Here is a 24,766-nt window from a genome sequence, read left to right as displayed (position 1 = left end):
AGCTTCGGTCCTTTCGACCTGGCGTGATGGGTGGTCTAGTGGGAGGCCTCGTCGTCGAGCGCGCGCTTGATGCGGTCGCCCTCGGCAAGGAGGTTCTCCAGATAGCGCTGGTCGCGGTCCTTGAGCGCGCGGCTGTAGGCGCCGAGCGATTCGATCAGATGGTCGATCTCGAAGGCGAGCGCATCGGCGTCGTCGATCATGAGCTCGGACCACATCTGCGGATTGAGGTGCGCCACGCGGGTGAGGTCGCGGTAGCTGCCGGCCGAAAAGCCGTGGTGGACCTGAGCGGTCGGGCTCTTAACATAGGCGTTGGAGACGACGTGCGCGAGCTGGCTCGTAAAGGCGATCACGCGGTCGTGCTCTGCGGCGCTCGTTACGCTGAACTTGCTAAAGCCTAAGGGCCGTACCATCTCGCGCACCTGGCCCAAAAGCTCAAGCTTAAGTGCGTCGTCTACTGCGGGCGGTACAAGCACGAGCGGGGCGCCCTGGAACAGGTTGGCGCGGGAATGCGCGTAGCCCGAGAACTGCGTGCCCGCCATGGGATGCGCGCCCACAAAGTAAAAACCGTGTTCGCGGGCAAGGTCAAAGGCGCGCTCGCACACGATGCCCTTGACGCCCACGGTGTCGATCACCACGGGGCCCATGATGGCCTCGGTGTCGGTGGCGTCGGCGAGTGCCTGGGCGTGCGTCTCGAGCCACTCGATGCAGGCCTCGGGGTAGCATGCCAGGACGATGATGTCGCATTCGCCGAGCGTCTCGTCGTTGAGCTCGCCGGCGACAGTGCCCATGCTGGCGGCCGTCATCACGTCATCGTCGGGGTCCCAGGCCAGCACGCGGACGCCCGCCTGCGCATAGCCGCGGGCAAAGCTGCCGCCGATGAGGCCCAGACCCACGATGCCGGCGCACTTGGGGCTACCCTGGTTAACGCGTGCGTTTCTCACCGTACCCATGGACTACTCCTGAACGGTCTCTTGGCAGACGACCTCGCGGATGGCGCGGATGCGGCGCATGGTGTCGTCGAACTGGTCGGGGGTGAGGGCCTGAGCGCCGTCGGACCAAGCGTGGCTCGGGTCGTCGTGGACCTCGATCTCCAGGCCGTTGGCGCCGCAGGCAGTCGCGGCGAGCGCCATGGGCTCGACATAGCGGGTGTAACCGGTGGCGTGGCTGGGGTCGGCGACGACGGGCAGGTGCGACAGGTGGTGCAGCACCGGCACGGCGTTGAGGTCGAAGGTGTTGCGAGTGCGGGTCTCGAAGGTGCGAATGCCGCGCTCGCACAGGATGACGTTGTCGTTGCCCTCGCTCATGATGTACTCGGCTGCCATAAGCAGCTCGTCGATCGTGCCGGACATGCCGCGCTTAAGCAAGATCGGAGTCTGCGTCTTGCCGACCTCCTTGAGCAGGGGGAAGTTCTGGGCGTTGCGGGCGCCAATCTGCATCACTTCGATTTTCTTGTCGAGGAAGACCTGCACGTCGCGCGGGTCCATGATCTCGGTGACGATCGGCATGTCGAGCTCGGCGGATGCCTCGCACAGCAGGTCCAGGCCGGCGGGACCCATGCCCTGGTAGGCGTACGGGGAGGTGCGGGGCTTGTAGGCGCCGCCGCGCAGCATCGTGGCGCCGGCGGCCTTCACGCGGCGGGCGATGCGGATGAGGTTCTCGCCCTCGACGGAGCAGGGGCCGGCGATGACTTGGAACTGGTCGCCGCCGATCTTGACGCCGTGGCCGCAGTCGATGACGGAGTCCTCGGGGTGGAACTTGCGGTTGGCACGTTTGAAAGGCTCGGAGACGCGCTGTACGCGCTCGACGACGTCCATGGATTCGAGCAGGAACGGATCGATCTTGGTCGTGTCGCCCACCAGGCCGATGATGGTCTCGTTCTCGCCGCGCGAGACATCGGTCTTGAGTCCCTTTTTCTCGATCCAGCTGACGATGTGGCTGACGGCCTCGTCGCTGGCGCTCTGCTTTAAAATCGCAATCATGGTGTGCCTCTCACCTCGATGGATAGCCCTTGCAAAAACGGCCCGCATCGCGAGCCGTATTATATGGTGCATGAGAGTTTATACTAATTGTTTCACTTTTGCGTTCTAAAGTGAGCCTCTGCGCCGTGTCTCCCACGTAATTGCAAAGCTTTTTCTATTCTTTTGTTAGCCCGTGGCGCACTTGGGTATAATGCCAAACGTTCGCCCTATTAGCTCAGGGGATTAGAGCGTCTGCCTCCGGAGCAGAAGGCCGTTGGTTCGAATCCAACATGGGGCACCATCGAACGTAAGACCGTCCGAACCTCACATGGTCTGGGCGGTTTTCTTATACCGACGCGACGTGATGGGACGTGGTATGGCAGTAATGGATATCGAGCGTGGACTTTCGACCGCCGAGGTCGAGGAACGCATCGCCGCCGGTAAGATCAACCGCAACATGGAGCTTAAGACCAAATCGGTCAAAGAGCTCATCATCGAGAACCTCTGTACGCTGTTTAACCTTATCAACGCGGTCTTGGCGATTTTGGTGTTGCTGACCGGATCGTTCAAGAACCTCACGTTCCTGTTCGTGGTGTTTTTGAATACCGCCATCGGCGTCATTCAGTCCATGCGCTCCAAGCGGATGGTCGATAAGCTTACGCTGCTCACCTCTAAGAAGGCCATCGCGGTGCGCGACGGCGCCGAGGTAGAGCTCGACCTGGACCAGATCGTGCTCGACGATATCATTCGCCTGGGGCGCGGCGACCAGATTCCCGCCGACGCCGTGGTGGTGTCGGGTGAGGCACTCGTGAACGAGAGCCTGCTGACGGGCGAGAGCGATCTCATCAAAAAGCAGCCCGGCTCCGAGCTCATGAGCGGCAGCTTTATCGACTCGGGCCTGCTGCGCGCCCGCGTGATCCATGTTGGCGCCGACAACTACGTGGCCAAGATCAACAACGAGGCCAAGTACGTCAAAAAGGTCAATTCCGAGATCATGAACGCGCTCAACGCCATCGTGCGCTTTGCGAGCCTCATTATGATTCCGCTCGGCCTGGCGCTCTTTGCCTCGAGTGTGAGCGAGCTGTGGGATGCCGCCGGTACGCCGGGCGATAGCGCGCTTTCGTGGTGCTTTTCCGAGCTGCTTGCCGGTCGCGTGCCCTCGTCGGCGCTGCTGTCCACGGTGGGCGCTCTTTTGGGCATGATTCCGCAGGGCCTGGTGCTGCTGACCTCGTCGGTGCTTGCCATCGCCACGGTGCGCCTGGCGCGCCGCAAGGTGCTCGCGCAGCAGCTCTACTGCATCGAGACGCTCGCGCGCGTCGACGTGCTGTGCCTGGACAAGACGGGCACCATTACGTCGGGTCGTATGGAGGTCGAGGGTACCTATCCGTTGCCTGTTGAGGGCGCCGGCGCGGGCGCGGGGGAGAGCGAGTCGTCTGTTCCTGTCGAGACAACGGTGCTCGATTTTGCGCTCGCCAACGTGGCGCGTGCCACCTCGGCAGACGCCAATGAGACCTGTCAGGCGCTGCTCAACTACTACGCCGACCGCCCGGTCGAGGTGTCCGAGCCGCTGTCGGTCATTCCGTTCTCGTCGTCCAAAAAATGGAGCGGTGCCTCGTTTGCGCAGGGCTCCTATGTGATGGGCGCAGCGCAATTTGTGCTTTCGGAGCGCGCCTTTGCGCAGGTCGAGAACCGTGTGGCCGAGCTTGCCGACACCTGCCGCGTGCTTGTGGTGGCCCGTGTGGACGGCTTTACGCCCGATGGCGATATGGTGGGCGAGGCCGAGCCCGTGGGCTTTGTGACCATTCGCGACGAGATCCGCTCCTCGGCCGCCGAGACCATCGGCTACTTTAACGAGCAGGGCGTGACCCTCAACGTGATCAGCGGCGACGACCCGCGCACGGTGTCGTCGATCGCGCGCGTGGTGGGCGTTCCGGGGGCCGACGCCTACGTCGACGCCACGACACTCGATACGCCGTCCAAGCTCGATGCAGCGGTGGACCGCTATCACGTCTTTGGTCGCGTGACCCCGCAACAGAAGCGCGAGCTCGTGCAGGCGCTCAAGCGTCGCGACCACACCGTTGCCATGACGGGCGACGGCGTCAACGATGTGCTGGCGCTCAAGGAGGCCGACTGCTCCGTGGCCATGGCCGCCGGTTCCGATGCCGCGCGCAACGTGGCCGAAATCGTGCTGGTCGACAACGATTTTGCCTCGATGCCCGCCGTGGTGGCCGAGGGCCGTCGTTCCATCAACAACTTGCAGCGCTCTGCGGCGCTGTTCCTGACCAAGACGCTGTTTTCGATGGGCTTGGCGGCGCTGTGTATCGCGTTTCCGCCGTATCCCTTCGAGCCGATTCAGATGACACTCATCAACTTCTTCTGCATCGGCGCACCGGGCTTTGTGTTGGGTTTGGAGCCCAATAATGCCCGCGTGAAGGGGTCATTCTTGACCAACACGCTCAAGCGTGCGCTGCCGGCGTCGCTGGCGGTCATTATGGCTGCGGCGCTCGATATCTTTGTGGCGCGCGTGTTCGGCTTTAACCAGCTCACGCTTTCGACCATGTGCCTGCTTACGTCGTGCGCGGCGAGCGTGAGCCTGATCTGGCGCATCTCACAGCCGCTCACTCCCTTGCGCGTGGTGCTCTTTGTATTTGTCGTCGTCGGCATCTTGGCGGGTGTTATCGGATTCCCGGAGCTGCTGTCCATCGCTAATCTTTCGACGGGCGAGGCCGTTATCTTGCTGGCGATCGTCGTCTTTACCTGCACGGTGTTCTTTAAGCTCGCCACGATGATGGATTCGCTTAAGCCGCGCCGTCGCCATGCTGCCACTGGCTTTGGCCGTGGCGTTCGCGTCCGTCTGGGTCGCGGTGGCGGCAAGGTGAGCTCGACGGGCTCGACGGCCGAGCGTTTTGCCAAGCGCTTCGCCGCCGACATGGCGCAGCGCCGCGAAGATCGCACCGTTCGCGAGGCCGAGGCCCGCGCGCTCGAGGGCGTGGCCCAGGCCCAGCCCAAGAAAAAGAAGAGTGCCGGAGCCAAGCGCTCTCGCGTGACCAAGTCCGCCCAAGGCATCAAGGTCTCGATGCCAAGCAAAAAGAAGAAGTAACTACGTGCCCTGGCGATGTTGAATTGGTGCCTTGCTCCTGTGGGGCCGTGGCGATGTTATGCTCTAACCTCGATTGTTTGAATTGCTTCGAAAAGAGGATGCCGTGATCTGCCCGCATTGCCTTAAGACTATCGAGGACGGCGCCTCGTTCTGCCCCTACTGCAACGCCTATGTGGGTCCGGGCGATGGTCCCGAGCACACCGAGTTCGTGTTCTGTGAGGGCTGCGGTGCCCGTCTTTCTCCGCATGATCGCACGTGCCCAAAATGCGGACGCCCTGCTCCGGGTATCCTCTCCGAGGACGCGGCCGCATCCGACCTGGCAGCGGGCCGCACAGCGGGCTTTCCGCGCCTAACGCAAGAGCAGATCGATACCGAGGTGCCTCATGCGCCCGCCTCGGCTGCCGCGGTTCTTTCGGACGCCGCCGATCCTAACGAGACCTGCGTGCTGCCGGCTTTCGATAAGGATTTCGGTATCCCCAAGGTCGATATTCCCACGCCCGTTTCCCTGCATGACGATGCTCAAAAACCCAAGCGCAAGGTGCATCCCGACGAGGACGCCTATCACAAGCACAAGCGTCATATCCCCAAGCCGCTCATCGTCATCGCGGTCCTTGCCGTCGTTTGCGGCGGTGCCTATTGGTTCGTGACGGCCGATCCCATGGGTGTCATGCCTGCCTTCTACGACCAGTTTGGCCAGGCTGCGCAGACGACCTTCCCCACGCGCCAAAAGGGCGAGGCGACTGAGGACGATACCAAGCAAGACGATTCTGCCGAGGTGGTCCAGGAAGAAACCGTGCTGACCGATGATCGGCTCTATACCAGGCTCGACGGTCTGTATCAGACCATCGTGTCCTACGGTGACGAGGACCAGATCGGCGAGGTCATCGATTCCTTTAACAACGGTTATCTCCGAACGCCGCTGTCCACCCGTCAGGAGCTGTCGCAGAGTGCCTACGCCCTGCGCGACCAGATCAAAAAGACGCAAGATGAGCTCAACAACCTTAAGTATCAGGACGATACGGTCTATGCGGACGACATCGCCCACTTAAAGCAGCTTGCCGAGTGGATGTACGAGCGTGTCGACGTGATCTGCCAGAGCTGGGATATCTCGCTGGCCATTCCTGATGGTGAGTCGATGAGTTCCCACCAAAGCGAGATCCTGGCGCCCATCGCGCAGAGCGGCAACAGCGCGCTGAACCAGTACGACGCCAATGTGGGCTCCTGGAAGCCACAGCAGCGTTCCTAAAATTAGTTCGCCATAGTCGGCATAACCTACGTGCGCAATTGATGTAAGCGCATGCTTATTGCTACAATTCGTACAAATATGCTTTAAACGCACGAGGAAGGAACCACATGTTTGGTTTTAAGAAAGAGCTCTACACGCCCGAGTATCAGCTTGCCGGCGACGAGTGCGCCGTTATCGAGACGTCGAAGGGTACCATCAAGGTCAAGTTTGACGGTGAGGGCGCTCCCATTCATGTCGCGAACTTCTGCGAGCTTTCCACGATGGGTTTCTATGATGGCCTTAAGTTCCATCGCTATGTGCCCGGCTTTGTCATTCAGGGCGGCGACCCCAATACCCGCGATATGTCCGGCGCCGACGTCGCTGCCGGTCTTGAGGGCCCTGACGGCATGCCCGGTACCGGTGGTCCCGGCTACTGCATCAAGGGCGAGTTTGCCACCAATCCGCGCAACAGCCATGTCGATGGTGCCCTTGCCATGGCACGCTCCATGGACCCCGATTCCGCGGGTTCGCAGTTCTACTTCTGCCTGGGTGCCCAGCATAACCTCGATTCCGGTTACACCGTCTTTGGTACCACGGTCGAGGGTCTCGATGTGATTTCGCAGCTGCGTGCCGGCGACGAGATCGTCCATGTCGAGATCGTTCACGAGTAAAGGGGACTTCCTTGAATAGCCAGCTGATCCAACAGGGCCGCGCCGCTTACCGCGCGGGTGATTTTTCCGCTGCAGCCCAGATGCTTGGGGCGGCAAAAACTCCCGATGAGATTATGGGCGAGGCCGATCACCTTCGTGGCAACGCCTTGATGCACTTGGGCATGTATGCCGAGGCCGCCGAGGCCTACGCCGCTGCCCTCAATGACGGCACCTACGGTAAGCGCGGCGCGCTGCTCACCAACCGCGGCAAGGCACTCGCCGCCGTGGGCGACTACACGACGGCCGCCCAGGCGTTCTCTGCTGCTACGCAGGATGCTTCCTATGCCACGCCGTTCAAGGCCTATCTGGGCCTGGGTAACGCGCTGTTCCAGTCGGGCGACTATGCCAACGCGGGTACTGCCTTCCGTCAGGCTGCCATCGACGGCGCCAATCCGGCTCCTGCCGCCGCACTGGGCGAGCTTGGTCGTTGCTTCATTAAGCTCGGCCGTCCGGCGGATGCCGTGGAGACCTACCGCACGGCTATCGACTTTGCCGGCCCCCGCGACGACACGCGTGCGCTCAACGCCGGCATGGGTCAGGCGCTTTCTGCCGCCGGCCGTCCCTCCGACGCACTCGACGCCTTTAACGCCGCTACTGCCGATGGCATCTACCAGCTCACTTCCGAGCAGGCCGATGAGCTTGCCCGCGTGCATGATTCGCTTGCCGCGCTGTCTGCCCAGACGGCTATGGCCACGGCTCCGGCGCCCGCGATGGACGCTCCTGCCGTCGATCCGCTCGATCCTACGGGCGCGACCGGTCAGTTTATGCCCGATCCCTCGGACACCGGCTTCTTTACGCTGTCCGAGTCCGAGATGGTCCAGCAGGACCGTCAGGATCGTAAGCAGGCCAAGGTCCGTCGTCGCCATCGCCACACGGGTCTCAAAGTCTTCATCGTGCTGCTTCTGCTCATTTTGATTGCTGCGGGCGGTCTGGGCTTTGCCTACACGCGCGGCTTTGGCTTCCCCTCGCAGGAGTCGGTTATCACCGATCTGTTCCAGGCTGCCGGCGACGGTGACACCGCAAAGGCCGAGTCTTGCCTGGCCTCGAGCCTGTCCGAGGACGCCAAGTCGATGATCATCTCCTCGATTCCGCAGGGCGCCACCGTGTCCGTCGAGGGCATGGATCAGTCCATGACCGAGACGACCGCCAAGGTCAAGGCTTCGCTGTCCAAGGGCGGCGAGCAGGAGTACACCGTCAAATTCGTGCGCTCCGACAATCATATCGGCTGGGCCGTTTCCTCGCTCAATATGGATTTCTCGGCTGCTGACAACCAGTAGTGACCTTATGGGATTTAGCTTTGCCCGGCGCTTCACCGCAAGTGAGGTGCCGGGCTTGCGCTACTATCATGAGCTAGTAGTTTTCCAGCAATCATCCAACACATCAGGAGTTGCGTTGTTTTCTTTGATGGATATGTTCTTCGGTAGCTATGCGGGCGATCTTGCCATCGACCTCGGCACCGCAAATACGCTTGTCTCCGTGCGCGGCAAGGGCATCGTCATTCGCGAGCCCTCTGTCGTCGCCATCGATAAGAACGACGAGCGCATCCTGGCGGTCGGTATCGAGGCAAAGCGCATGCTCGGCCGTACGCCCGGCAACATCGTGGCCGTTCGTCCCCTGAAGGACGGCGTCATCGCCGACTTCGATGTTACCGAGGCTATGCTTCGCTATTTTATCGACAAGGCGTCCGAGAAGCGCTATCCGTGGACCCCGCGTCCGCGCGTTGTCGTCTGCGTTCCCTCCGGCGTCACGTCGGTCGAGAAGCGTGCTGTCTTTGAGGCCACGATCCAGGCTGGCGCTCGCCAGGCCTACCTGATCGAGGAGCCCATGGCTGCCGCTATCGGCGCCGATCTGCCCGTCGAGGAACCCACCGGCTCCATGGTCATCGACATCGGTGGCGGTACCACCGAGGTTGCCGTTATCGCTATGGGTGGCATCGTCGTCTCGCAGTCCATCCGTATTGCCGGCGACGAGTTCGATCAGGCCATCCTCACGCACGTTCGTGATGCCTACAACTTGGCCATCGGCGAGCGTACGGCAGAGGACATCAAGATCAAGGTCGGCTCCGCCGTGCCGCTCAAGGACGAGCTCGACGTCGAGGTCAACGGCCGCGACGTGATCACCGGTCTGCCCAAGACCGTGCGCATCGAGAGCGAGGAGATTCGTCGCGCGCTCAACAAGCCGCTCGACGAGATGGCCAAGGCCGTCAAGGACGCACTCGACGCTACGCCTCCCGATCTTGCCTCGGACCTTATGTACTACGGTATTTTGCTGACTGGTGGCGGCGCGCTGCTGCGCGGTCTCGACGTGCGCCTGCGCGATGAGACCGGTGTTTCGGTCAACGTCAGCCCCACGGCGCTCGATAACGTCGTTAACGGCTGTGCCCGCGTGCTCGAGGCCAATGCGTTTGATGGCGGCTTCGTCCAGACCAATGCTTAATTTCCAAAAGGTGGATTCCATTTGGCACGATCTTCGGGTTTCTCCACAAATCTGAATACCAAGCGACAATCAACGGGTATGCGCCCGTTGATTGTTTTCAGCCTGATTTCGGTGTTGCTGCTCACGTTTTACATCCGCGAGGGCGAGGCAGGACCGATTCATGCCGTGCGTTCGGGCGTGACGACGATTACCTCGCCGGTGCGCTTTGTGGGCTCGGCTGTGGCGGCCCCCTTCAATGCGATCGGCAACGTGTTCTCTAACCTTACGGCGTCGCAGGACACGCTTGACGAGCTTAAGAAGCAAAACGAGGAGCTGACCTCTAAGGTTGCTGAGCTCTCCGAGGCTCAAAAGACCGCCGAGCGTCTGGAGGGGCTGGTCGGCCTGCAGTCGACCTATAACCTCAAATCGACCGCTGCTCGTATCGTTGGTGCCTCGGGCGATGCCTGGACCTCGACCGTAACCATCGACAAGGGCTCTGCCGACGGCCTTACCATCAACATGCCCGTGACGAGTTCTGCCGGTGTTATCGGTCAGATTATCGAGGTATCGGCCAAGACCTCTACCGTGCGCCTGATTGGCGACGAGAACTCGGGTGTGTCCGCCATGGTACAGGACACGCGCGCCCAGGGCATGCTGCAGGGTCAGGCTGACGGCACGCTGCGTCTTGAGTACGTGAGCGTCGACTCCGATGTTAAGGTTGGCGACATCATCGTGACCTCGGGCATTGGCGGTGTATTCCCCAAGGGTCTACCGCTCGGCACCGTCTCGTCGGTTGAGAAGTCGGCAAACGACGTGTACTACACCATTGTGGTGCGCGCTCAGACCACGGCCGAGAACAACGAGGAAGTGCTGGTCATCACCTCGCTGACCGACGAACAGTCGGCTTCGGATGAGGACGTGAGCACCGCTAATAGCACGCCGCAGGGAACGTCGCGCGACGCTGCGACCAAGACGAAGGACGAGAGTTCGGATGACAGTTCCGACGCGTCCGAGACGACCGATTCCGGCTCGAGCGAATAGGGGGCATGTCCATGGATCTACACGAGCAGGGGATGAGCTCCCGTACGTTTGTAATCGCCGCCATCGTGTGCGTGCTGCTGCAGGCAGGCCTGGCACCGCAGATCTCCATTGCGGGCGGTCGCGTCAACTTCATGATTATCCTGGTGTGCCTAAGCGTGTTCTCGGGCGACCCGACCCGTGCCGTCGTGTACGGTTTTTGCAGCGGCTTGTTCTATGACCTGTCCGCTGCCGTGCCGGTGGGCGTTATGTCGCTCCTGCTGACCGTGGGTTCTTTTGCCCTGGTGCACAGCGCCGTCGGTCAGACGGGCGGTACCCCGAGTGCGCGCGGCGTCACGGTGGGCGCCTTCGCGCTCGTCATTAATGTGATCTACAGCATCGTCTTGCTGTTTATGGGTTTGGAGACGAGCTTTGTCGTGGCGATCTTCGGCCATGCGCTGCCGTCCTCGATCCTGACGGGTCTGGTTGCCATTCCGTTTTTGATGTCCGGCGTCGTGCCGCAGTCCGGCTATGGATTCTCCGCACGTGGCGGACGCCAGACGGGTATGCGCTTTAAGCCCAAGACCCGCAAGCTCAAATAGGGGAGGCCCGTAGATGTCTTCCCAGATGACGGTTATTATCGCCGGTATCGTGCTGGTTGTGGCCATCGTGGTCGCGCTGGTCATCATGCGTCGAGGCGATTCCCGTTTTACCTACGATACACAGCATGGAACGGCCCCGCGCGCCACCGAGGGCGAGGGCAATACCGCGGCGACCGACTTTAAGGGCCGCTTTTCCATCCTCACCACGGGTGTGGGCGCGATGTTTGCGGCACTTGCCGTCAAGCTGTGGGGCATGCAGATGGTCTCGTCGGACTATTACGAGAAGCAGGCCAATAGTAATCAGACTCGCACCGTTACCACACCCGCTGTGCGCGGCCGCATCCTCGACCGCAATGGCGTGGCGCTTGTCCAGAACCGTCCCTCACTTGCTGTCGTGGCCTACCGCGACCTTGCCGAGGATGAGGTTCTGGTTCGCCATCTTGCCAACGTGCTTGGAATGCCTTATGTGGCGGTCCTTCGCAATATTCAGGACAATACAGAGGGCGCCCAGAGCCTGCATACCATCGCGACGGACGTCCGTCGCTCCACGGTTGCCTATATCAAGGAACACGCCGGCGAGTTCCCGGGCGTCAAGATTGCCGAGCGTACCGAGCGCCAGTATCCATACGGTGAGACGGCATGCCATATCTTGGGCTATACCGGCACCATTACCTCCGAGCAGCTCGAGGCCCAGAATAAGAAAACCTCTGGCGATGATGATGCTTCTGCTGGCAAGATTACGTACCAGTCGGGCGATATCGTGGGCCAGGCGGGCGTTGAGAGCTACTACGAAAACCTGCTGCAGGGTATTCGTGGCGAGCAGACCGTCAAGGTCGATGCCTCGGGCAATGTGACCGGTCAGGCCGGCGCCGTGCCCGCGAAGGCCGGCTCCGACATTAAGCTCACGCTCGACCTTAAGATCCAACAGGCCTGTGAGACGGCGCTGGCGAGCGCTATCGAGCTTGCCAAGACCACTGGCTACAGCAATGCCGGCAACGGCGCTGTGGTGTGTCTCGATCCCAACAATGGCGAGATCCTGGGCATGGCGAGCCAGCCCAAGTTCGATCCGTCCGTCTTTATCGGCGGCGTCTCAAATGACGTGTGGACCGAGCTCAATGATGACAAGGGTTCGCACCCGCTGCTCAACCGCGCCATTAGCGGACAGTACATGTCGGCCTCGACCATCAAGCCGCTCTCGGCACTGGCCGGTCTTGAGTTTGGAACCTACACTTCAACGCAGACAACCAACTGCACGGGTTATTGGACGGGTCTGGGCAAGGCTTGGGGCAAGCGCTGCTGGCTGACGTCTGGCCACGGCACCATGACGCTGCAGTCGGGTATCGCCAACTCGTGCGACCCCGTCTTCTACGACATGGGTAAGGCGTTCTTTTATGACGAGCAACATCCCGAGGGCCTGCAGGAGGTCTTTCGTCGCTGGGGCCTAGGCAAGACCTGCGGTATCGATCTGCCGAGTGAGGGCGCGGGTCGTATTCCCGATGCCGAGTGGAAAGAGTCATACTTCACCGACGCCTCTGCCGAGGACCGCAAGTGGAATGCCGGCGATATGACCAACATTGCTATCGGCCAGGGCGACATCCTGGTGACGCCCCTGCAGATGGCGTGCGCCTATATGGGTCTTGCCAACGGCGGCAAACAGTACGTGCCTCACGTATTTTTGTCTGCCGTGTCGCGCGATGGCGACGGCGATGCCTATAAGTACAATGGCAAGGGCAAGAAGAAGCGCCTGGAGGCCAAGATCAACAGCGATTCGGATTTGGCTCTTGTTCGCAACGGCATGCACGACGTGATTTACACGGCATCGACGTCCCTGGCGGCGCACTTTGGCACCCTGACGCCGCAGGTATACGGCAAGTCGGGCACGGGCGAGAAAAGTGGCGAGGACGAATACGCGTGGTTCTGCGCCTATGCACCGGCCGATGATCCCAAGTATGTCATCGCTACCGTCCTGGAGCAGGGCGGCGGTGGCTCAGATACCGCGATGCATGTCGTGCGCGACGTGCTCGGCGTGATTTATGACGAGCCCGATACCTCTTCGGCCTCGGGCGATTCTTCGGTTCGATAGGAGGTTGCGATGGATTTTTCTCCGGCGGATCTGTTCCGTTCAACCAAGACCGGCTCTCGCAGCAGCCTGGACCGCGTCAACAAGCAACTTTCGGCCTCGCGCGGCACGTTTCGCCAAAAGGTGCATATCGGTGTGCTCGTGGCTACTGTGGCGCTCGTCGCCTACGGTGCCATCATTATCTGGTCGGCTTCGCAGTTTAAGGCCGATGCTTCGTTCTCGCGCCATTTGCTGGGAATTGGCATCGGAGCGGTGCTGGCGGTGCTCGTCTGGCGAACCGACCTGCGCGGTATTTCCAATTTCTCGACGGCGTTGCTCGTCATCGACCTGATCGTGATCTTCTCGCCCAAGATTCCGGGTCTGTCCTATACGGGCGGTCTGGGCATGACGGGCTGGATCAAGATTCCCGGTATCGGCTTGACGTTCCAGCCGGTTGAGCTTGCCAAGCTCATCACCATCTTCTTTATTGCTACGCTTGGCTCGCAGTATAACGGTCGCATCGATACCGTTCGCGACTACGTCAAGCTCTGCGGCATGCTGTCCATTCCGTTTTTGGCCGTCGTTGCCATGGGTGACCTGGGCTCGGGCCTGGTCGTGCTGGTTTCGGGCGCCATCGTCATCTGCATGAGCGGTGCACGCCGCGAATGGGTGCTGTCGACCCTGGCCCTGCTCGTGGGCCTGGTGGCCCTCGTCCTGGCGCTTGATTCGGTCTTTGATTCGTTGCTCGGCCACGATGTGCTCATCAAGCAGTATCAGATGAACCGTCTGACGGTCTTTATCGACCCCGATAATGCCGATTCGGACGATGCCTACAACCTGCAGCAGTCGCTTATCGCCGTTGGCTCGGGCGGCTTCTTTGGTAAGGGCCTGGGGCATGCGACGCAGTCGGCCGGCGGCTTTCTGCCTGAGTTCCACACCGACTTCGTCTTCGCCTTCCTGTCCGAGACCTTTGGCTTTTGCGGTTCCTTTTTGCTCCTGTGCCTCTACGTGCTGCTGATCTTTTCGACGATTCGCGTCGCCTTTAAGTGCGAGTCGCTGTTTTTGCGTCTTTCGTGTGTGGGCATCGTTGGCATGTGGGCGTTCCAGACTTTCGAAAACATCGGCATGTGCATCGGCATGATGCCGATTACCGGTATTCCGCTACCGTTTATTAGCTTCGGTTCGTCTTCGATGATGATTCAGCTGTTGACGGTGGGTATCGTACAATCCATATGGCGGCATCGTTCGGGCGCCGCGTAACCGCTGGAGGGGTTTGCTATGAAAATTCCCGTAGATAAGCTGACCCGCGCTTTTAAGATGGGCGCGTCCGTTAAGAAGGATTCCGATACGCCGGTGCGCGTCTCGGTCTATCTGGATTCGTCCGCCTCGCGCTTTCTGGCCGAGACGGTGCGTGACGCCTTTGTGCCGCAGACGACCTCGGGCATTGTGCGCGTCGAGCGTCTGGGGGAGGAGCGAATTGCTCCAAAGACCGATACCGATGTGGTGCTGGTGCTCTCGTGTGGTTCCGACCGCTTGGAGAGTGCCGTGCAGGAGCTCGTGATCGCCGGCGCGCCCGTGTGCGTGCTTGCCGAGTCTGCTGTGGAGGTGCCGTTTATCGAGGAGTCCACGCCCATGCTCGGCGTGGTAGCGGCAATCGATAAGACGTATCTGCTCGAGACGCTTGCCCGCTGGATTCTCGACCGCACCGACAAGGAAACGGCTTTTGCGGCGAACTTTGCCTTCATGCGCATCGCGGCGGCCAATCGTATCATCACCTCGTGCGCGCTCACCAATATGGCGACCGGTGCACTGGTGTTTTTGCCAGGCGCCGATTATCCCGTTATGGCGCTGGCGCAGGTGGGCATGCTCTTTGAGCTCGCTGCCGTCTTTGGACGCGGCATTAAGCCTGAGCGCGGCTACGAGGTCGCGGGCGTGCTTGCCGGCGGTCTTGTGATCCGCGCGGTCACCCGCGCGCTCGTCAAACAGACGCCGCATATTGGGTTTGCCGTCAAGGCGCTCACTGCTGCCGCGGGCACCTACGGCATGGGCCGTGCGCTTGTTTCGCTCTACGAGCGCGATGTCGACTACAGCCGTGCCAACGAGGTGGTCACTGCCACGTTCTCCCGCGTTCGCGATCTGGTGACCACGGTCGCGGGCGCTACCCGTCCTATGGCGTCCTACCAAGACGCATCCGATCTCGCTGCTTAGGGGTTTTCCGTTGCGCGTTGCATACCAAGACTGTTTTCATTTATTTGAGCCGTTGCTCGCCAAGGTCGAGAAGCCGAGCCGCTATATCGATCACGAGTGGGGCACGCTTTCCAAGGCCGATGCCGACTACCGTTGCTGCCTGATCTATCCGGATGTGTACGAGGTCGGTCTGCCCAACCAGGGCATCGCCATCCTCTACAACATCCTTAACCAGGCCGAGGGCATCTCCTGCGAGCGCGGCTATGTGCCGTGGCCCGATATGGGCGACGCCATGCGCGAGGCGGGTATTCCGCTGCTATCGCTCGAGGGTGCAGCGCCGGTCGCTTCGTTTGATATCGTCGGTCTGCATGTGCCGCACGAGATGGCGGTGACGAACTTCCTCGAGGCTTTGGACCTCGCTGGCATTCCGCTGTTAGCGGCCGACCGAGGTGAAGACGACCCAATCATCATCGCCGGCGGTCCCTCGGTGTACAACCCCGAGCCGTACGCGGCCTTCTTCGATGCCATCCTCATCGGTGAGGGCGAGGAATCGCTGCTCGAGACCTGCCAGCTGCATCGCCGCCTGCGTGACGAAGGGGTCCCGCGCGCGCAGATTGTCGAGCAGCTTGCATCCATTGCCGGCAACTACGTGCCGTCGCTCTATGAGGTTCGTCACGACGAGCCCTGCTCGCCGCATGGCTACACCGTGCCGCGTGAGGGCAAGGATGCGCCGACCGTGGTCTACAAGCGCGTCGTCGAGGATTTCGGCGCCACGAATCCGCTGTCGCAGTCGTGCGTGCCCTATGCGCAGCTGGTCCACGACCGCCTGTCTATCGAGATCCTGCGCGGCTGCGCCCGCGGCTGTCGTTTTTGCCAGGCTGGCATGACGTATCGCCCGGTGCGCGAGCGCTCGGCCGACCAGATTGTCTCGTCGGTGATTCAGGGTCTGGAAAAGACTGGCTATGACGAGGTGTCGCTGACCTCGCTCTCCACGACCGACCACTCCTGCATTCGCGACGTGCTCGGCAGGCTCAACCGTCGCCTGGAGGATACGGGTATTCGCGTGTCTATTCCGTCGCAGCGCCTGGATTCGTTTGGCGTGGATATGGCCGAGTCGGTCGCCGGCGAAAAGAAGGGCGGACTGACGTTCGCGCCCGAGGCCGGCAGCCAGCGCATGCGCGACATCATTAACAAGAACGTGACCGAGGAGGACCTGGACCGTGCGGCCAAGGCGGCCTTCGAGGCCGGCTGGAACCGCATGAAGCTCTACTTTATGATGGGCCTTCCCGGCGAGCGCGACGAGGACATCGTGGCCATCGCCAATCTGGCCGATCACGTGCTGGAGCTCGGTCGTTCCGTGGTGCCCAAGGCTCGTCGCGGCTCGATCTCGGTGTCCATCTCGGTTTCGGTCTTTATCCCCAAGGCCGCCACGCCGTTCCAGTGGTGCCCGCAGCTCGACTACGACGACGTCAAGCGTCGCCAGAAGCTGCTTATCACGAGCGTTCGCAACCGTGCCGTCCGCGTGCATTACCACGATGCCGAGACTTCGCTCATCGAGGCCGCGCTGTCCCGCGCCGGTCGCGACATGACGCCCGTCATCATCGATGCTTGGCGCTCGGGCTCTCGCTTTGACGCCTGGGTAGAGCATTTCTCGCTCGATAACTGGAAGGAGGCTGCTGCCAAAAACGGCATCGACCTCAATGAGCTCGTGCACCTGCCCTACGAGTTGGACTGGCGCCTGCCGTGGGAGCATGTGAGCCCCGGCTGCACGCGCGGTTTCCTCGAGCGCGAGTACCGTCGCTCGCTCGAGGGCGTCACGACTCCCGACTGCACCCGTACGTCGTGCACCGGCTGCGGGATCTGCCCCACGCTCCACGCCAAGAATGTATTGATGGGTGATCGCGCATGAGTGAGCGCCTGACCGACAACCCCACGCTCTTTAGACTTCGTGTTCGCTATGGCAAGCGCGATCGCCTTAAGTACCTGGGCCATCTCGAAGTGATCCATACCATTGAGCGCATCGTGCGCCGTGCGGGACTTCCCTATGCCGTCACGCAGGGCTTCTCTCCGCACATGCGCGTGGGCTTCTCTTCGGCGCTACCGGTTGGTACGTCGTCGACCTGCGAGTGGTATGACCTGTTTATGACCGAGTTCGTGGCGCTCGACGAGGCGTTTGAGCGCCTGGCTGCGGCGTCTCCGGCCGATCTGGCGCCCATCGAGGCGGCGTACATCGACGTGCGCACGCCGGCATTGACGGCGCAGCTCACGCGCCTGTCGTATCGCATCGACTTACACCTGGATCCCGAGGCGCCCGTAAGCGCCGACGAGGTGCGTCGTGCGATCGACACGCTGCGCGCGGATCATGGCATCGACTACGCGCGCGGCAAAAAGAGCAAGCGCTTGGATTTGGATCACACGCTCGTTGGCTATGAGCTCACGGCGGGGGAGCGCCCGGACCATTTGGTTCTCATGCTCGACACCCATGCCGACAACGAGGGCTCTATGCGTCCGGAAATTTTGCTTTCTGCTGCTGATGTTTTGTTGCAGGGCTTGACCCCGGGTGTGGATGCACCTATTGTTTCCACCGGTATGCAAGACCTCGTGACCATCTGCTCCTACGATGTCGAGCGTCAGAATCAAGCATGCGAGGACGACGAGGGCCGACTCGTCAGCCCCATACCTGTGCGAACTTGTGGATTTGCTCCACATACTCGTTGACGGGGGTATTTTCGCCTGCTACTATATTCGGCTGTTGCACTAACTGATGCATGAAGGGCAAGTAAACATGTACGCAATCGTTAACACGGGCGGCAAGCAGTACAAGGTCGCCACCGACGATGTCATCACCGTCGAGAAGATCGAGGGCAATGAGGGCGACAAGGTCACCCTGCCGGTTATCTTCCTCAACGATGGTAAGAAGATCGTCACCGATCCCGACAAGCTGGCCAAGGCCAAGGTTACCGCTCAGATCGTTGAGCAGTTCAAGGGCGAGAAGCAGCTGGTCTTCAAGTTCCACAAGCGTAAGCGCTATCGTCGTCTGAAGGGTCACCGTCAGCAGCTCACCAAGCTGAAGATCGTGAAGGTCCAGGCTACGTCCCGCGCCAAGAAGGCTGTCAAGGCAGAGGCCGAGGCTGTTGCCGAGGCTCCCGTCGCCGAGTAGATTACACTCGTAACGAAAGAGTAGGTATACACAATGGCACACAAAAAAGGACTCGGTTCCTCCCGTAATGGCCGTGACTCCCGCGGTCAGCGCCTTGGCACGAAGCGCTATGCCGGCCAGACGGTAACCACGGGCACGATTCTCGTCCGTCAGCACGGCACGCACATCCACCCGGGTGAGAACGTTGGCCGTGGTAAGGACGACACGCTGTTCGCGCTGGTCGACGGTACCGTTGAGTTCCACAAGGGTATCAAGCACAGGGTCAGCGTACGCCCGCTCGCGAACGCGTAATTCACCCTTCATAGAGCACATATGTGGGAGGCACTTGAGTTTTAGGATTCAAGGGTCTCCCTCTTTTTTGTAGGAGGCGATTCTGTTGTCACAGTTCACCGATATCAGCCGCATTAACGTGTGCGGCGGCGACGGCGGAGCCGGATGCATGTCGTTTAGGCGCGAGGCATTTGTCCCCAAGGGCGGCCCCGATGGCGGCGACGGCGGTCGTGGCGGCAATGTCGTCATCCAGGCCGATGCTCAGCTGTCTTCGCTGATCGATTACCGCTTTAAGCATCACTTCCGCGCCGAGCGCGGCACGCACGGGCAGGGTGCCCGTCGTAACGGTAAGAGCGGCGAGGACCTGATTCTCAAGGTCCCTATGGGTACCGTGGTGCGCGAGCTCGATCCCGAGACGCAGACCCCGATGTTCGAGATTGCCGACCTGGTGCACGACGGCGAGCGCGTCGTCGTGGCGCCCGGCGGTGCCGGCGGTCTGGGCAACACACACTTTGTGACGTCGGTGCGTCGCGCTCCGGCCTTTGCCCAGCTCGGCGAGCCTGCCGAGGAACACTGGATCGAGCTCGAGATGAAGCTTATGGCCGATGCCGCGCTTGTGGGCTTTCCCTCGGTGGGTAAGTCATCGCTCATTGCGCGCATGAGTGCCGCCCGCCCCAAGATTGCTGACTACCCGTTTACCACGCTCGTGCCGAACCTCGGCATGGTGCGTGCCGGCGAATATTCTTACGTCGTTGCCGACGTCCCCGGTCTCATCGAGGGCGCGAGCGAGGGCAAGGGCCTGGGTCACCAGTTCCTGCGCCACATTGAGCGTACGGCACTCATCATGCACGTCGTCGATATGACGGGTGGTTTTGAGGATCGCGATCCGGTCGAGGACTATCGCATCATCAACCGCGAGCTCGAGCAGTATGGCGCCGAGCTTTCGGAGCGTCCGCAGATCGTCGTTGCCAACAAGTGTGATGTGCCGGGCACGGCCGACAAGATTGCCGACCTTAAGCGTGCGGCGCTCGACGATGGCCATATGTTCTTTGCCGTGTCTGCTGTTACGGGCGCCGGCCTCAACACGCTGATGCTTGCCGTGGGCGAGCAGGTGGCTAAGCTTCGCGCCGAGCTGGCGGTCTCTGATGAGCCGGTCGATCTGCGCGACGAGGAGTGGGAGCGTCGCCGCCTGCAGCGCGAGAAGCGTTTCCGCATTGTCCAGGAAGAGCCCGGTGCCTTCCGCGTGGTCGGTCGTGCCATCGAGCGCATGGTCATCCAGACCGACTGGGAAAACGAGGAAGCCGTCATTTACCTGCAGCATAAGTTTGCGCGTATGGGTGTTGACGACGCGCTCGAGAAGGCCGGTTGCCGTGCGGGCGACGAGGTCCGCATTTGCCAGCGCGCTTTTGACTTTGAGGGCGCCGAGGACTTCTCGGAGTACGAAGAGCTCGAGGATGCTGGCGAGGACGTTGCCGTCGAGGCCATTGACGTGGCCGATGCTGCGGATGAGGGCGTCGAGGTTGTCGATGCGGCGGATGCCGAGGACGATGCCGAGACCTCGGAGGGCGAGTAAGCCATGTCGCTGCGCGGTGGAATCGGTCTGCCCGAGCTTCCTCTAGAGGACGGGCAGGAGTTTAGGCTCGGCATTATGGGTGGCACCTTTGATCCCATCCATTACGGGCACCTGGTGACCGCTGAGCAGGCGCGTGAGTCCCTCGACTTGGATGCCGTGCTCTTTATGCCGGCGGGCACGCCTGCCTTTAAGCTTGACAAGCCGGTGACGCCTGCCGAGGACCGTTATGCCATGACGGTCCTCGCCACCGCCGCGAACCCGGCCTTTTTGGCGAGCCGGTTCGAGATCGACCGCCCGGGCGTAACCTATACGGCTGATACGCTTCATGCCCTTCGCGACTTTTACCCGCCGCAGGTAAAGCTCTACTTTATTACGGGCGCCGATGCGATTATCGATATCGTGACCTGGCATGATGCCGAACGAATCGCTGAGCTTGCTACCTTTATTGCGGCGACACGACCGGGCTTTGATATCGATACAGCGCGTGCCCGAATCAAAGAGTCGGGGCTGCCGTTCGACGTGCGCTATATTCAGATTCCGGCGCTGGCGATCAGCTCGACGAACATTCGTAAGCGAGTTGCCCGCGGCATGAGCGTGCGCTATCTTACGAGCGAGTCCGTGCTCGGCTACATTCGCAAACGCAGGCTATATGCCGATTTGGGCCAAGAAGATTTTGAGTGATGGGGGTCTACGTTGTCGGTAGAGGATCAGTTTGAGGGCGATGAGCGCGCACTGCTCAAGCGCATTCAAGAGCTGCTCGATGTTCGCATGAAGGATAAGCGCAAGCGCTATGTGCATTCGCTGGGTGTTGCCGAGACCGCACTTCATCTGGCCGAGGTCTACGGCGTTGACCGCTTTGATGCCGCTGCTGCCGGTCTGATCCACGACTGGGACAAAGTGCTCTCCGACGACGAGCTGGTTACGCGCGCTCTGCATTACGGCATTAAGATTGCCGGTTCTCCTTCCGCCGCGACGCCGCTTTTGCATGGTCCTGTTGCCGCCTATGAGCTTCCGCAGCTTTTCCCCGAGTTGTCGCCGGCCGTTTTCCAGGCTGTCGACCGTCATACCGTGGGCGCTTGCGACATGACGCCGCTCGATATGGTGGTCTTTGTGGCCGATGCCATCGAGCCCAACCGCCACGGCGACTATGCGCATGCGCTGCGCAAGATGGTGGGGGAGTCGTCGCTCGACGAGTTGTTCTTCTCCTGTTTTGCGCAGGGTTTGGTCTATGTGATCCAGTCCGGGCGCTATCTTTATCCCACGGCTATTTCGATTTACAACCATTACGCCCAGCTGCGCTAGCTCGGGCTGTCTAGAAAGAGGTATTCCATGGCCGACGAGATCATGACCGACGAGCAGATTCTTGAACATGTGGAGCACAAGAGCTTCGCCGCCACGTCCGACCGCACTGCCGCCTCGCTGTCCGCGAGCGGTGTCGCCGCCGAGGATGTCGCCCGCGCCGCCGCACAGGCCGCCTACGACAAGAAGGGCGAGGACGTTCAGGTGCTCGACCTGACCGAGCTTTCCGACGTATGCGACTACTTTGTGCTTGCCACCGGTACCAACAACCGCCAGGTCGATTCTATCGTCGACGAGATCGAGGAGAAGGTCGCCGAGGCTTGCGGCGAGCACCCGTTCTCCATCGAGGGTCGCGAGCAGAAGACCTGGATGCTCATGGACTACGGTTCGGTTGTCGTCCACGTCTTCACTCCCGAAGCCCGCGACTTCTACCGCCTCGAGAAACTCTGGGGAGACGCCCCCCAGCTCCCCCTCAACCTCCTCTAGTAGCTCATTTGAGACGGGGTTTAGCTACCCTCACGCATATCGCCGGGCAGTTGCGGTTTTCCGCAGCTACCCGGCTTTCTTTTTGCCTCAGGGACTAATCGTTGAAGCGGGATTGGCGGCCGAAGGATAGGGCGGTGTCGCCGAATTTGTCTCGGACGGCGTCGATGGCGACGGAGAGGTCGCGTCGGTCGCTGGATTGGGCCCCGCGGTCATCGACTTCGCAGAACAGGTCGGTTTGGATGCCGCCTTGGTGGTCGAAGTCGCTCATGCCGATGCCCGCCAGGCGCACATGCATGCCTTCCTGCCAGATATTGTCGAGCAGCTCGAGCGCTACGGCAACAAAGATATTCTCATCATCGGTGGGGTGTGGAAGCCGCCGCTGCGCCGAGCGTCCGCTGCCATACGAATATTTAAGCTTGAGCGTTACCGTGGCACCCGTCAGCCCCTGACGGCGCAGGCGGCGTCCCACTGACTCTCCCAACAGCGCAATCGCCGCCTCAATATCCCCACGCTCAGTCAAATCTTTAGCAAAGGTGCGTTCATTGCTGACCGACTTGACCTCGCGCTCTTCATCGAGGCTCGTGACTTCGGAGATTTCGAGTCCCAGCGCACGCTGGCGCATGCGTTCGCCGTTGACGCCAAAAATAGAGGCCAGTGTGGACTCAGGCGCGCGCGAAAGCTCGCCGAGGGTGTAGATGCGCATGCGGCGCAGTCGCTCCTCGGCCGAGCGCCCTATGCCGCTCATGGCAGATACCGGCAGCGCGGCCAAAAAGCGCTGCTCGGTGCCGGGGCGCACGATGGTCAGCCCAAACGGCTTATCCCGCTCGCTTGCGATCTTTGCGACCGTCTTGTTGCAGCCCACACCAATGGAGCACGTCACTCCCAGCGCTGCCACGCGGTCGCTTATACGCCGCGCAACCAGCAACGGGTCTTCGGGCGCAAAGCGACCCGGTGTGATATCGATAAAGGCTTCGTCGATGGATACGCGCTCCACGCGCGGCGTCTCCTCGGCAAGAATCGCCATGACCTGCGCGCTCACCTCGCGGTAGCGATCAAAATGCCCGTGCGTCCAAATGGCCTGAGGACACAGACGCCGTGCCTCGGCCGAGGGCATGGCGGAGTGCACGCCAAAGCGACGTGCCTCATATGAACACGTGGACACGACGCCACGCGAATCGGCGTCTCCGCCCACGATGAGCGGTTTTCCGCGCCATTCGGGATGGTCGAGCATCTCCACGCTCGCAAAAAACGCATCGAGGTCCATGAGGCCCACCGCCGGACCCGTCCAGGGAGGCGGCGTGACGCCCATGGCATCCTCATAACCGTATGTATGTTCGCGTATTTCCATGTCATGAGTATACCGCGCAGCTCATGTGGGGTGCGTGTATGTGCTTGCAAATCCCGAATTCTTGTCTAAGATATGGATTTGCCCTCGACTACACCGAAGAAGTTGGTCTCACGGACTTCACCTGCCCGCGTCGATGGCGTATTATGTTCAACTGTTTGTTTGTAGTTGCAGCCTAAAGCTGCTTGGTTGGAGGAGTTTCCTTTGGCAGTCAAGATTCGCCTTGCTCGTCACGGCGCTAAGAAGCGTCCGTACTACCGTGTCGTCGTCGCCGATTCCCGCGCCCCGCGTGACGGTCGTATCATCGAGGAGGTTGGCCGCTACAACCCGATGACCGCCCCCAAGACCATCAACCTCGACCTCGAGAAGATCGCCGACTGGCAGTCCAAGGGCGCTCAGCTCACCGACGCCGTCGCCGCTCTGGTCAAGGCCGCCAACGAGGGCGAGAAGACCGAGACCGTCGTCAAGAAGTCCAAGAAGCAGCTCGCCAAAGAGGCCGAGGCCGCTAAGGCTGCCGCTGAGGCCGCTGAGGGCGCCGAGGAGTAAATCGTGCCTGAGGTTGACGCTGCACAGCTCGAGGGTGAGGCAATGCTCTCAGATCGCATCGCCGATCTCGTCGAATATCTCGTTGTTCAGATCGTCGACGACCCGGATTCCGTGAGCCTTGAGGTCATCGATGGTGACGACGCCTCTACGATTGAGGTTTCGGTCGCCGAGGATGACGTCGCTAAGGTCATCGGCCGTCGTGGCCGTACCATCAAGGCCATTCGCACGCTCGCCCGTGCACTGGCCGCTCGCCTCGACACTGCTGTCGAGGTAGAGGTTCTGGGCTAGGACCTTGAGGTCCCAGTACAAAAACATCGCCCGTGTGGTCAAGCCGCACGGAAGGAAGGGGGAGGTCCTCGCGCAGCCGCTGCGGGGGCTTCCTTCTGTATTAGAGCCGGGTATGCGCGTCGCCCTGACGCCGCCGGCGCTCAAGCGCGACCGCTTTTGCACGGTCGTGTCCGTCACCGATACGGGCGATGGCGATCTGGTCTCGTTTGAGGGCATTGACGACTTGACGGCCGCCGAGGGCATCACGGGATGCTACGTGCTGGCAAATCGTGACGACTTTGAGCTCGATTCGCTCGACGCTGCCTATACCGACCTGATGGGTCGCGAGGTGGTCGACGAGCGCTTCGGTTCGCTCGGCACGATCGTCGAGATCATGTCGACGCCCGCTAACGATGTTTGGGTTGTCGAGGGCGATCGGTACGGCGAGGTACTGATTCCCGTGATCGAGCAGGTCGTGCTCGATCTTCCCGACACAGGAACAATTTCCGTCCATGTTATGGACGGCCTGATCGATATGGACAAGTAG

Annotated in this window: 24 protein-coding genes and 1 tRNA gene; 22 read left to right on the top strand and 3 right to left on the bottom strand. The window is 61.1% G+C overall.

From position 1 onward, the window contains the following. Nucleotides 1–35 precede the first annotated feature (35 nt). On the bottom strand, nt 36–950 hold the full coding sequence (locus AAAX59_RS00655; RefSeq protein ID WP_349069988.1) for a prephenate dehydrogenase/arogenate dehydrogenase family protein: 915 nt from the start codon (nt 948–950) through the stop codon (nt 36–38). A gap of 3 nt (nt 951–953) precedes the next feature. Then, nucleotides 954–1,979 (bottom strand): 3-deoxy-7-phosphoheptulonate synthase, encoded by a 1,026-nt coding sequence (gene aroF / locus AAAX59_RS00650; protein ID WP_349069986.1) that lies wholly within the window; start codon nt 1,977–1,979, stop codon nt 954–956. A gap of 203 nt (nt 1,980–2,182) precedes the next feature. On the opposite strand from aroF, the gene AAAX59_RS00645 reads away from it, so the two are divergent. From AAAX59_RS00645 to rsfS, 19 genes are all read left to right on the top strand, one after another. Then, nucleotides 2,183–2,259: transfer RNA gene (locus tag AAAX59_RS00645), tRNA-Arg, on the top strand. 75 nt (nt 2,260–2,334) lie between these two features. After that, a complete protein-coding gene (locus AAAX59_RS00640; RefSeq protein ID WP_349069984.1) occupies nt 2,335–5,058 on the top strand; it encodes an HAD-IC family P-type ATPase in 2,724 nt (907 codons plus the stop codon). Between the two features lie 103 nt (nt 5,059–5,161). Then, nucleotides 5,162–6,304 (top strand): zinc ribbon domain-containing protein, encoded by a 1,143-nt coding sequence (locus tag AAAX59_RS00635; RefSeq protein WP_195361296.1) that lies wholly within the window; start codon nt 5,162–5,164, stop codon nt 6,302–6,304. Nucleotides 6,305–6,411: 107 nt separating this feature from the next. Continuing rightward, nucleotides 6,412–6,954 carry a peptidylprolyl isomerase gene (locus AAAX59_RS00630; RefSeq protein WP_006236059.1) on the top strand — a complete coding sequence of 181 codons (543 nt, stop codon included), beginning with the start codon at nt 6,412–6,414 and terminating at the stop codon, nt 6,952–6,954. 11 nt (nt 6,955–6,965) lie between these two features. Further along, the gene (locus AAAX59_RS00625) at nt 6,966–8,270 is read left to right on the top strand and encodes a tetratricopeptide repeat protein (RefSeq protein ID WP_349069982.1); all 1,305 of its coding nucleotides are present in this window, start codon (nt 6,966–6,968) and stop codon (nt 8,268–8,270) included. Nucleotides 8,271–8,397: 127 nt separating this feature from the next. Then, entirely contained in the window at nt 8,398–9,429 is a 1,032-nt protein-coding gene (locus tag AAAX59_RS00620; RefSeq protein ID WP_006236061.1) for a rod shape-determining protein, read from the top strand. A gap of 78 nt (nt 9,430–9,507) precedes the next feature. After that, nucleotides 9,508–10,449 carry a rod shape-determining protein MreC gene (gene mreC, locus AAAX59_RS00615; protein ID WP_117770377.1) on the top strand — a complete coding sequence of 314 codons (942 nt, stop codon included), beginning with the start codon at nt 9,508–9,510 and terminating at the stop codon, nt 10,447–10,449. Nucleotides 10,450–10,460: 11 nt separating this feature from the next. Beyond that, nucleotides 10,461–11,027, top strand: coding sequence for a hypothetical protein (locus tag AAAX59_RS00610; protein ID WP_349069979.1), 567 nt, complete (start codon nt 10,461–10,463; stop codon nt 11,025–11,027). 13 nt (nt 11,028–11,040) lie between these two features. After that, nucleotides 11,041–13,110, top strand: a complete 2,070-nt coding sequence (gene mrdA / locus AAAX59_RS00605; protein ID WP_349069977.1) for a penicillin-binding protein 2 — start codon at nt 11,041–11,043, stop codon at nt 13,108–13,110. A gap of 9 nt (nt 13,111–13,119) precedes the next feature. Continuing rightward, complete coding sequence (locus AAAX59_RS00600; protein ID WP_022094759.1) at nt 13,120–14,346, top strand: FtsW/RodA/SpoVE family cell cycle protein; 1,227 nt, start codon at nt 13,120–13,122, stop codon at nt 14,344–14,346. An 18-nt stretch (nt 14,347–14,364) separates the two neighbouring features. Next, nucleotides 14,365–15,294 carry a hypothetical protein gene (locus tag AAAX59_RS00595; RefSeq protein WP_117745944.1) on the top strand — a complete coding sequence of 310 codons (930 nt, stop codon included), beginning with the start codon at nt 14,365–14,367 and terminating at the stop codon, nt 15,292–15,294. 10 nt (nt 15,295–15,304) lie between these two features. Further along, entirely contained in the window at nt 15,305–17,182 is a 1,878-nt protein-coding gene (locus AAAX59_RS00590) for a TIGR03960 family B12-binding radical SAM protein (protein WP_349069976.1), read from the top strand. Further along, the gene (locus AAAX59_RS00585; RefSeq protein WP_117745946.1) at nt 17,179–17,991 is read left to right on the top strand and encodes a TIGR03936 family radical SAM-associated protein; all 813 of its coding nucleotides are present in this window, start codon (nt 17,179–17,181) and stop codon (nt 17,989–17,991) included. The genes AAAX59_RS00590 and AAAX59_RS00585 overlap by 4 nt, the downstream gene beginning before the upstream one ends. Before the next feature lie 67 nt (nt 17,992–18,058). Further along, nucleotides 18,059–18,433 (top strand): 50S ribosomal protein L21, encoded by a 375-nt coding sequence (rplU, locus tag AAAX59_RS00580; protein ID WP_035138585.1) that lies wholly within the window; start codon nt 18,059–18,061, stop codon nt 18,431–18,433. 33 nt (nt 18,434–18,466) lie between these two features. Continuing rightward, nucleotides 18,467–18,724 carry a 50S ribosomal protein L27 gene (gene rpmA, locus AAAX59_RS00575; protein WP_006236075.1) on the top strand — a complete coding sequence of 86 codons (258 nt, stop codon included), beginning with the start codon at nt 18,467–18,469 and terminating at the stop codon, nt 18,722–18,724. An 85-nt stretch (nt 18,725–18,809) separates the two neighbouring features. After that, entirely contained in the window at nt 18,810–20,276 is a 1,467-nt protein-coding gene (gene obgE / locus AAAX59_RS00570) for a GTPase ObgE (protein ID WP_349069973.1), read from the top strand. 3 nt (nt 20,277–20,279) lie between these two features. After that, a complete protein-coding gene (gene nadD / locus AAAX59_RS00565) occupies nt 20,280–20,957 on the top strand; it encodes a nicotinate-nucleotide adenylyltransferase (RefSeq protein ID WP_089573445.1) in 678 nt (225 codons plus the stop codon). Between the two features lie 87 nt (nt 20,958–21,044). Then, nucleotides 21,045–21,578: a bis(5'-nucleosyl)-tetraphosphatase (symmetrical) YqeK gene (yqeK, locus tag AAAX59_RS00560; protein ID WP_192934390.1), complete on the top strand. Its 534-nt coding sequence runs from the start codon at nt 21,045–21,047 to the stop codon at nt 21,576–21,578. 27 nt (nt 21,579–21,605) lie between these two features. Beyond that, the gene (gene rsfS, locus AAAX59_RS00555; RefSeq protein ID WP_349069971.1) at nt 21,606–22,061 is read left to right on the top strand and encodes a ribosome silencing factor; all 456 of its coding nucleotides are present in this window, start codon (nt 21,606–21,608) and stop codon (nt 22,059–22,061) included. Nucleotides 22,062–22,155: 94 nt separating this feature from the next. Here the strand turns inward: rsfS and dinB are convergent, their stop codons facing one another. Continuing rightward, nucleotides 22,156–23,409 (bottom strand): DNA polymerase IV, encoded by a 1,254-nt coding sequence (dinB, locus tag AAAX59_RS00550; protein ID WP_349069968.1) that lies wholly within the window; start codon nt 23,407–23,409, stop codon nt 22,156–22,158. Between the two features lie 201 nt (nt 23,410–23,610). On the opposite strand from dinB, the gene rpsP reads away from it, so the two are divergent. Genes rpsP through rimM form a run of 3 tightly spaced genes read left to right on the top strand, consistent with a single transcriptional unit; the run spans nt 23,611 to nt 24,766 of the window. Further along, nucleotides 23,611–23,952, top strand: coding sequence for a 30S ribosomal protein S16 (gene rpsP / locus AAAX59_RS00545; protein ID WP_022094749.1), 342 nt, complete (start codon nt 23,611–23,613; stop codon nt 23,950–23,952). A gap of 42 nt (nt 23,953–23,994) precedes the next feature. Continuing rightward, complete coding sequence (locus AAAX59_RS00540) at nt 23,995–24,240, top strand: KH domain-containing protein (RefSeq protein ID WP_171021534.1); 246 nt, start codon at nt 23,995–23,997, stop codon at nt 24,238–24,240. Nucleotides 24,241–24,274: 34 nt separating this feature from the next. Next, a complete protein-coding gene (gene rimM, locus AAAX59_RS00535) occupies nt 24,275–24,766 on the top strand; it encodes a ribosome maturation factor RimM (protein ID WP_226812527.1) in 492 nt (163 codons plus the stop codon).

Source organism: Collinsella sp. CLA-ER-H2, assembly GCF_040092405.1.
Taxonomy (GTDB): domain Bacteria; phylum Actinomycetota; class Coriobacteriia; order Coriobacteriales; family Coriobacteriaceae; genus Collinsella.
This window is presented reverse-complemented; position numbering and strand designations above follow the sequence as displayed.